Consider the following 8,942-nt stretch of genomic DNA (forward strand, 5'->3'; position numbering starts at 1 on the left):
AGAGCGGATCGGTTCGGCACGACGTCCTCGCAGGTCAGGGCATCGGCGGGTGGGCGCGCCCTGCGCAGGGGGATCGATCCGCAACGGTCGGTGACCCGCCGGGTCGAGCCGTGGAGGTGAGGGACCCCGGGCAGCCGGTGCACCCGCGGACGGGGCCGACCTGGCGGTCGGGCGGTCTGACCGGTCGCCGCACCAGGCGCGCCGGCTGCGCGCCTGCGGCCGGCTCGGCGAGGACGGCGACATGCCGCAGATTTCACCCGCCCGCGACCGGATGTCGGGACCTTGGTCCGCGGACGAGCGCCGTCGCGGAGGGTGCGGGTCAGCGCAGGGCAGCGGGCCTGACGGACACCGGGGCGAGGCCGCGGACCACGAGGGCGGAGGTGATCGACCCGGCCGCCATGACCGAGGCGAGGACCGTGATCTGGAATGCCCCGGCCTCCAGGGGGGAGACGCCGCCGAAGATCGCCCCGACGAAGGCACCCGGAAGGGTGACCAGCCCCGTCGTCCTCGTCTGGTCCGTCACGGGGATCAGCGCGGAGTAGACGGCCGTGCGCGCGAGCCGGATCGTGGACTGGCGAGGAGTGGCCCCGAGGGCCAGCCACCCCTCGATCTCCTCCCACCTCTCGTGGATCGAGTCGGTGATGCGTCGACCGGAGAGCGTGGCGATCGTCATCGCGTTGCCGATGACGATCCCGCCGATCGCCAACGCGTACCGGGGCGTGAAGGAGATCGCACCGGTGAGGAAGACGATGGCCAGTGTCGCCAGCACGCCGGAAGCCATCGCGCCCGCGACGAGGCCGAAGTGCGCCCAGGTCCAGGTGAGCCGCCTGGACGCCGTGACCGCTGCCACGGTGAACATCACCAGCAGGGCGACCGAGACCCACAGGGCGCTCGTGATGACCGAGCTGAGGACGAGGCTGATCGCGGCGAGCTGCGCCGTGCCGCGCAGGATGGCGAGCGCGGGGGCCCGCCGGTGAGGCGCCCGGACGATCGCCAGGACCGTGACCGTCAGGGCCATCAGGATCGCGACCGCCACCAGGGTCGGGACGATGTCGGCGAGCCCGGTCACGGATGCAGGCTATCGACGATCGCGTGGCACGTTCGCCACTGCCGCAGAGCTCGGTGCGCGCAGGTCCACGCGGCGCAGGAGCTGGGCGTTCAGCGCGACGACCACGGTCGACAGCGACATGAGGGCGGCACCGACCGACATGGGGAGCACGAACCCGACCGGCGCGAGGACCCCGGCGGCGAGGGGGACGGCGAGGAGGTTGTAGCCGGCGGCCCACCACAGGTTCTGCGTCATCTTGCGGTAGGTGGCCCGGGACAGCTCGATGATCGAGAGCACGGAGCGGGGGTCGGAGCTCGCGAGGATGACCCCGGCCGAGGCGATCGCGACGTCGGTGCCCGCACCGATCGCGATGCCCACATCGGCCTGGGCCAGCGCCGGGGCGTCGTTCACGCCGTCGCCCACCATGGCGACCGTGGCCCCTTCGTGCTGGAGCTGCTGGACCTTGGCGGCCTTGTCCTCGGGGTGCACGCCAGCGAACCAGCGGTCGATGCCGAGCTCCTCGGCGACCGAGCGGGCCACGGACTCGGCGTCGCCGGTGATCATCGCGACGGTGATGCCCAGCCGGTGCAGGGCGTCGACGGCGTCGCGCGACTCCGTGCGCACCTCGTCCGCGAGCTTCAGCGCTCCGACGACCTCGCCGTCTCGCAGGACGTGCAGGATGATCGCGCCGTCGGCACGCCAGTGCTCGACCACGGCCATCTCTCGGCCACCGGTCTCCTCGAGGAGTCGCGGCCCGCCCACCCTGATCTCGTGACCGTCGACGGTGGCCGTCACCCCGACGGCCGGCGAGGAGGTGAAGCCCGAGGCGCTCGGGACCGTGAGCCCGCGCTCGGAGGCGGCACGGACGATCGACCGGGCCAAGGGGTGCTCGCTGTCGGCCTCGGCTGCGGCCGCGAGGGCGAGGACGCCGTCCTCGCCGGGCTCGCCGACGACCTCCACGGCGGCGAGCGCGGGCTCGCCCTTGGTCAGGGTGCCGGTCTTGTCGAAGAGCACGACCGAGACCGAGCGCATCGCCTCCAGGGCGACGCGGTCCTTGATCAGCACTCCCGCCGATGCGGCGCGGCCGGTGGCGATGGAGACGACGAGCGGGATCGCCAGGCCGAGCGCGTGCGGGCAGGCGATCACCAGGACGCTGATCGTGCGGATGACGGCTGCGTCGGGCCGGCCGACGGTCGCCCAGACGACCGCGGTGATCGCAGCGGTGCTCAGGGCGAACCAGAAGAGCCAGCCTGCTGCGGTGTCGGCGAGTCGCTGCGCTCGCGTGGTGGATCTCTGCGCCTCGACGACGAGGCGCTGGATGCCGGCGAGTGCGGTGTCGTCGCCGGTGGCCGTGACCTCGATCCGTAGACCTGAGTCGGTGGCGACGGTTCCTGCCGTGACGGAGTCGCCCACGGACCGGGAGACGGTGCGGGACTCGCCGGTGACCATCGACTCGTCCAGCTCGGCGCGACCGTCGACGACACGACCGTCGGCCGGGATGCTTCCCCCGGGGCGCACCACGACGACGTCGCCGACACGCAGCTCGGACGGATGGACGGTCACGGTGCGGCCGTCCTCGACGCGTTCGGCCTCGTCGGGCAGGAGGGCGGCCAGGGAGTCCAGGGCGGAGCTGGTTCGCGCAAGGGACCTCATCTCGATCCAGTGCCCGAGCAGCATGATCACGATGAGTAGCGCGAGCTCCCACCAGAAGTCGAGCTCATGGTGCAGCAGGCCGAGGCTGGCTCCCAGGGACGAGAGGAAGGCGACGGTGATCGCGAGCCCGACGAGTGTCATCATCCCCGGTGTGCGTGCTCGGACCTCGCCGGCGGCGCCGCGGAGGAAGGGGCTGCCGCCCCAGGCGTACATCACCAGCCCGAGAACCGGCGAGACCCATGCCACCCACGCGCCGTCGGGGCGGTCGTAGCCCACGAGGGCGGCGAACATCCCGGAGAAGCCGATCACCGGGACCGCCACGAAGAGCATGACCCAGAAGAGCCGTCGGAACTGGGCCACGTGGTCCCCGTGGCCCGCATGCTCGCCGTGGCGCCCCTGCCTGCCATGCCCGCCGTGGCGGGAGTCCCTGCTCGGCCCGCGGTCGGCCCCGGCCGGTGAGTCGCCCGGGCTCTCGTGGTGCGGTGCGTGCGCGGGTGCCTTCTCGTCGGTCATGGCGACTCCTTTCCGATCACTTGATACCCCCAGGGGGTATCAGCGTCCCACGGTAGTACGTCGACGGGTCGTCCGCGAGAGGTGACGGGGCGTAGGACAGAGCAGTGGTGTCGGCCGGGACAGGCCGCAAGATGGGGCCATGAACTCCGTGGACGACGTGACCGGCACCACCCCGCGCGCGAGGGTCCTGGTGGTCGAGGACGAGGCGCCCTTGGCCAGGCTCGTGGCGTCCTACCTCACGCGCGACGGCTTCGACGTCGAGGTCGTCGGTGACGGCACCGTGGCACTCGAGCGCGCTCGGGCCGTCCCGCCGGACGTCGTCGTCCTCGACCTCGGCCTTCCCGGCACCGACGGCATCGAGGTCTGCCGCGCCCTGCGCACCTTCAGCGAGTGCTACGTCATCATGCTGACCGCGCGCGTCGAGGAGCTCGACCGGCTGATCGGGCTCAAGGTCGGCGCCGACGACTACCTGACCAAGCCGTTCAGCCCCCGCGAGCTCGTCGCACGCGTGCAGGTGATGCTGCGCAGGCCGCGTCGTCTCGCGGGGGCGGGTCCGCAGCCGCCCGGCGTGGACGTCCGCGAGATCGGTGCGCTCCGGATCGACCTGACGGCCCGCGAGGTGTGGGTCGAGGGCAGGTCGGTCGACCTCACCCGGACGGAGTTCGACGTGCTCGCGGCCCTGGTGCGCGCCCCACGTCGGGCCTTCTCCCGGGAGGCGCTCCTCACCGAGGTCTGGGGCGAGGGCTGGGTCGGCGACCCGCATCTGGTGGACGTCCACCTGGGCCACGTCCGGCGCAAGCTCGGCGACGACGCCTCGGCGCCGGTCTTCGTGCAGACCGTCCGCGGGTTCGGCTACCGGCTCGGACCCGGTCGATGACGGGGCCGATGGCGTGGCTGAACCGGGCCGACCTGGCGACCCGGCTGCTCCTCGCGATCGTGCTCGTGGTGCTCGTGGGCGGCGCGACCGCCTGGGTCGTCGGGGCGGCCGTCGGCCCCGGCCTCTTCCACGAGCACATGCTGCGCACGACCGGGACGACCGAGAGTGCGACCGAGCATGCCGAGGTCGCCTTCTCCACGGCGGCTGCGCTCTCCTTGTCCCTGGCGCTCGTGGCAGCGTTGGCGGCCTCGGCCGTGGTGAGCGTCGTCCTGGCGGGGCGGATCCGCAGATCCCTCGCGCCGTTGGCGTCGGCGGCGCACCAGGTCGCGCTCGGGGATCGGCAGGTGCAGGTCGAGGCTCCCGGCATCGGGCCGGAGTTCGACGACCTCGCGGCGGCGTTCACGAGCATGGCGGCCGACCTGAGCCGCGTCGAGGAGACGCGCACCCGGATGCTGGCCGACCTCGCCCACGAGATGCGCACCCCGGTGTCGGTGCTGGGCGGCTACCTCGAGGCCATCGCCGACGGGGTGGAGGTCGCCGACGCGGCAACCATCGGGATGCTCCGCGAGCAGGTCGAGCGGCTCGCCCGGTTGAGCGAGGACGTCGCCCTCGTGACCACGGCGGAGGAGGGCCGGCTCCCGCTCGACCTCCGGCTCGTCGACCTCGACGAGGTCGTGCGCGAGGCCGTCGCCCAGCAGTCGGGCGCGTACGCGGACCGCGGCGTGCGACTCACCGTCGACTCGGGCGCCGGTGCCGTGGTCCTGGCCGACCCCGACCGCCTCGGTCAGGTGGTGACCAACCTCCTGGACAACGCCCGCAGGCACACGCCACCCGAGGGCGCCGTCCAGGTCGTCGTGGAGCGGCAGGGCGAGGCGGTGGAGGTCGCTGTCGCCGACACGGGCGAGGGGATCGCCGCAGCGGACCTGCCGCGCGTCTTCGAACGCTTCTTCCGCGTCGACGCGGCCCGGGACCGGGCGCACGGCGGGTCCGGGATCGGCCTCGCGATCGCCCTTGCCATCGCGCGGGCCCACGGCGGCACGCTCACCGCCGCGAGCGACGGCCCCGGCTCCGGGGCGCGGTTCACCCTCCGGCTCGCGGCGGCGCCGACGTCGCTCGATCGGACCCCCGACGGTCGCGGTGGCGCCGCGTCGACGGCGTGACCCGCGTTCTTCAGCGATTCTTCATCGAACCGATCGGCTGCCCCTCAGACCGGGGCGCGAGGGTGGGTGGACGGGAGCGAGGGATGGGGTGGTCGGTGTGATGTGGAACGGGTACGGCATGGGTCCTGGCTGGATGTGGCTGCTCTGGCTCGTCGTCCTGGTCGGGATCGGGTTGCTCGTGTACGTGGTCGTCCGCCTCACCGCCGGCGGCGGGTCGGGCGGTCAGGGGCACGCCGCGACGTCTGCGTCTCCTCCACCGGTCGGGCCGCCGACGGGCGGCGCCGGGACCTCGCCGGCGCGTCGGATCCTGGAGGAGCGCTACGCCCGTGGGGAGATCGACACGGTGGAGTTCCAGGAGCGGTTGCGTGGTCTCGAGGGCCGATGACCCCGGAGCCGATCAGCCGCAGGCGGGCTCTCCAGCTCGGGCTGCTCGGAGCCGGCACGCTGACGATCGGCGTCGTCGGGCTCGGCACCCAGGGCTGGCCTCCGTTCGGCACGAGCGCGCGGGGCGACGGTGCGACTGCCTCACCTGACGCGGATGCGGCGGACCGGGGCGCGTCGCTGATCGAACCCGAGCTGCTCGCCTCTGCCGCCGGGATCCTCGACCTGGATCTGCTGGTCGCCGAGAGCGACGTCGTCGTGGCGGGGCGGCGGGTACGGATGCTCACCTACAACGGGACCGTCCCCGGACCGACGTTGCACCTGCGGCCGGGCGATCGTCTGCGCGTCCGCCTGGCCAACGGCCTCGATTCCGCGACCAACCTGCACACCCACGGCCTGGTCGTCTCGGCTGAGGGTTCGAGCGACAACCCGTTCGTGCGGATCGACCCCGGGGACGCCTTCGAGTACACGATCGACCTGCCGGAGGACCACCCGACCGGGGTGTTCTGGTACCACCCGCACCATCACGGGACGGTGGCCGACCAGGTCTTCGGTGGGCTGTACGGCGCGATCGTCGTGGACACCGAGCCATGGGACGCCGCCGAGGCGCGGATCCTGGTGGTGTCCGACGTGACCTTCGCGGACGGACGGGTGGCCGCGGTCTCCCGTCCTGAGCGCATGCACGGCCGTGCCGGCCGGACCGTCCTGGTCAACGGCCAGGTGGCTCCCGAGCTGACCGTGCCGGCCGGTTCGACCCAGCGTCTCCTGGTGATCAACGCGTGCACGAGCCGCTACCTCGACCTCGATCCGGGGTCCGGTCGGCTGCGCGTGCGGGGATTCGACGGCGGGCAGTTCCCCGAGCCGGTGTCCGGGGATCGGGTGCTGCTCGCGCCGGGCAACCGTGCCGATCTCGAGCTGGACGTCCCCGCGGGCGGTGCCGTGCTCACCGCGCGCGCCCACGACCGGGGTGCGGTGGAGATGGGGATGGGCGGTGTCGTCGACGAGGCGGACGCGACCCTCCTCACGGTCCGTGCGGGCACGGGGGTGGCCGCGCCGCTGCCGCCTGTTCGCGCGGGGGTGGCCCGCGACCTCCGGTCCGTCACCGTCGACAGGGCTCGCACCCTCGACCTCACGATGGGGATGGGGAGGGGTATGGGTCGGATGAGCTTCCTCATCGACGGCAAGGAGTTCGATGCAGGACGCGTCGACCAGCAGGTCCGGCTCGGCGACGTCGAGGAGTGGACGGTGCGCAACAGCAGCACGATGGACCACCCCTTCCACCTGCACGTCTGGCCGATGCAGCTGGTCCGGGCCGGGGGAGAGACGGTCGAGCTCGTCGACCGCCGCGACGTCGTCGACGTCCCCGCCGGGCAGGAGGTGACCGTGCGGATCGCCTTCGACACCTTCCCGGGGACCACGGTCTACCACTGCCACGTCCTGGATCACGAGGACCTCGGGATGATGGGCACGATCGAGGCGGGCTGAGTCCGCTCGTCCGGCTCAGGCGAGGAGCGCGGTGCCGTACTTCGCGAGGATCGCCGCGGCAAGGAAGACCAACCAGGCGGCGACGGCGATCACGTCCACGTCGGCATCGATCAGCCCGTGCGCCCACTCCTGGACGCGCCGGGGAAGGAACAGGTTCCCGTCGCGGATGTTCACGTGGGTCAAGGACACGAAGACGAGCGTCGTCGACACGGTCACCAGCACGCACCAGGGGCACAGGGACCCGATGACGAACATCGACTGGCTGAAGAGCCAGTAGGCGAAGATCAGCCCGAGGGTGTAGACGGCTTGAGCGGTCGCCATGAACCACCTCGGGAAGCGCACACCGCCCAGGGCGGCGACCGCGAGGGTCAGGACGACGGGTTCGGCGACCAGACCGAGGAAGGCGTTGGGGAAGCCGAAGAGCTGCGCCTGCCAGGCCACCGCGACCGTCCCGCAGCTGATCGTCGCGTTGATGTCGCAGGCGAGCGTCGTGCCGGGATCTGCTGCCAGTGCCACCGCGTCGACCGCGAGGACGAAGGAGGCGATCAGGCTCACGCTCGCAGAGATCGCCATCGTGCCGAAGATGAACGCGTTCGCGTGGCGGATGCGGTGCAGCACGGCCCAGAGGCCACGGGCGGGAGGCGGCGGGGGCAGGTCGGCGGGAGTCGGCCTGTCCATGGTCTCGAGGTTCATCGGGTTCCCTGCGTCGGACGGTGGTGGCTCCAGACTCCTGGTCGATGGCGAACCCTTGGTCGAGGTGTCGTCAAGATCCGATGAAGACCGGCTCCCGGACGGGCGCTGGTCGGCTGTCCGTGCCTACGGTCGTCCTGATGCGCGCGGTCCGGACCCCGGACCGCGAGTCCGGACGGAGGAGAGCAGAGTGGTCGACCGCCGCACCCCCGACCGTGCCCGCGCCGCACAGCTCGCCGACCTGCGTGCGCGGCAGGCTGCCAAGGAGCGTCGCAGCCGCGCCGTCATCATCGCCGTGTCTGCGACGGCTGTGGTGGGTCTCGTCGTCGGCGCGGGGGCGGTGATCGTGAACGAGAGCCGGCGCCAGTCCGCCGTCGAGCAGGCCGCGAACCAGCCCATCGCCGGTGTCGAAGAGACCACGGACCTCTCGTCGGACCACGTCGCGGCCGTGCCGGAGCCGACGCCGGAGGAGGCCGGCGGCACCGTCCTTCCGCCGGTCGGGGGGGATCACGATCCGGTGCCGCAGAACTGTGGCGTCTACGCCGAACCTGTCGCGACCGCCAACGCCGTGCACTCCCTCGAGCACGGTGCCGTGTGGATCACCTACCGTCCGGACCTCGCCCAGGCGCAGGTGGACGTGCTCACGGAGCTGGCCCGCGGGGAAGGCTACGTGCTGCTCAGCCCGTTCCCCGACCTCGCGGCGCCCGTGGTCCTGACAGCCTGGGGAGTGCAGCTCCAGGTCGATGACGCGGCCGACCCACGGGTCGAGCCGTTCTTGGTCAAGTACGTCCAGGGCGAGCAGACGCCCGAGCCCGGGGCTCCGTGCAGCGGGGGCGTCGGCGAACCGAGCTGACATGCTGTGCGCCGTTCAGGTGCGTGCGTACCGACTCCGCGCCGGCAAGTAGCCGCCGAAGGCATCTAAGCCGGGGCCATCCGTGGTGCCCGCACGCCTCGCGACCCGCAGTGGCCTCCCTCGGGAGAGCGCCCGGCGCGCCGCTGCACGGACGCGGCTACGCAACTGCTGGGAATCGCTACCTAGGCGGCCCCTGCGGAACCGAACGTCCCCCGAGATCTCGCGCAGGGCCCCCGAGGCTCGTGTCACGACGCGCCGGAGGGCGGCGCCCCGACGGAGGAG

Annotated in this window: 8 protein-coding genes; 5 read left to right on the plus strand and 3 right to left on the minus strand. The window is 72.4% G+C overall.

Annotated elements, in window-relative coordinates:
• Positions 1-319: 319 nt before the first annotated feature.
• Together ABWK99_RS10160 and ABWK99_RS10165 are read right to left on the minus strand one after the other, a co-directional pair.
• Positions 320-1,069, minus strand: a complete 750-nt coding sequence (locus ABWK99_RS10160) for an ABC transporter permease (protein ID WP_372594586.1) — start codon at positions 1,067-1,069, stop codon at positions 320-322.
• Positions 1,070-1,078: 9 nt separating this feature from the next.
• Positions 1,079-3,214, minus strand: a complete 2,136-nt coding sequence (locus ABWK99_RS10165) for a heavy metal translocating P-type ATPase (RefSeq protein ID WP_372594587.1) — start codon at positions 3,212-3,214, stop codon at positions 1,079-1,081.
• 139 nt (positions 3,215-3,353) lie between these two features.
• On the opposite strand from ABWK99_RS10165, the gene ABWK99_RS10170 reads away from it, so the two are divergent.
• The 4 genes from ABWK99_RS10170 to ABWK99_RS10185 all read left to right on the plus strand — a co-directional run bounded on the left by ABWK99_RS10170 (position 3,354) and on the right by ABWK99_RS10185 (position 7,117).
• Entirely contained in the window at positions 3,354-4,091 is a 738-nt protein-coding gene (locus ABWK99_RS10170) for a response regulator (protein WP_372594588.1), read from the plus strand.
• An 8-nt stretch (positions 4,092-4,099) separates the two neighbouring features.
• On the plus strand, positions 4,100-5,251 hold the full coding sequence (locus ABWK99_RS10175; RefSeq protein ID WP_372594589.1) for a sensor histidine kinase: 1,152 nt from the start codon (positions 4,100-4,102) through the stop codon (positions 5,249-5,251).
• A 100-nt stretch (positions 5,252-5,351) separates the two neighbouring features.
• Positions 5,352-5,636, plus strand: a complete 285-nt coding sequence (locus ABWK99_RS10180) for an SHOCT domain-containing protein (RefSeq protein WP_372594590.1) — start codon at positions 5,352-5,354, stop codon at positions 5,634-5,636.
• Positions 5,633-7,117 (plus strand): multicopper oxidase family protein, encoded by a 1,485-nt coding sequence (locus ABWK99_RS10185; RefSeq protein WP_372594591.1) that lies wholly within the window; start codon positions 5,633-5,635, stop codon positions 7,115-7,117. Before ABWK99_RS10180 ends, ABWK99_RS10185 begins: the two co-directional genes overlap by 4 nt.
• Before the next feature lie 15 nt (positions 7,118-7,132).
• Here ABWK99_RS10185 and ABWK99_RS10190 read toward each other — a convergent pair whose 3' ends face one another.
• On the minus strand, positions 7,133-7,810 hold the full coding sequence (locus ABWK99_RS10190; protein ID WP_372594592.1) for a vitamin K epoxide reductase family protein: 678 nt from the start codon (positions 7,808-7,810) through the stop codon (positions 7,133-7,135).
• A gap of 187 nt (positions 7,811-7,997) precedes the next feature.
• Between ABWK99_RS10190 and ABWK99_RS10195 the strand changes: the two genes are divergently transcribed.
• Positions 7,998-8,660, plus strand: a complete 663-nt coding sequence (locus tag ABWK99_RS10195) for a DUF3105 domain-containing protein (RefSeq protein ID WP_372594593.1) — start codon at positions 7,998-8,000, stop codon at positions 8,658-8,660.
• The last annotated feature ends 282 nt before the right edge of the window (positions 8,661-8,942 follow it).

The organism is Actinotalea sp., from assembly GCF_041597215.1.
GTDB lineage: Bacteria > Actinomycetota > Actinomycetes > Actinomycetales > Cellulomonadaceae > Actinotalea.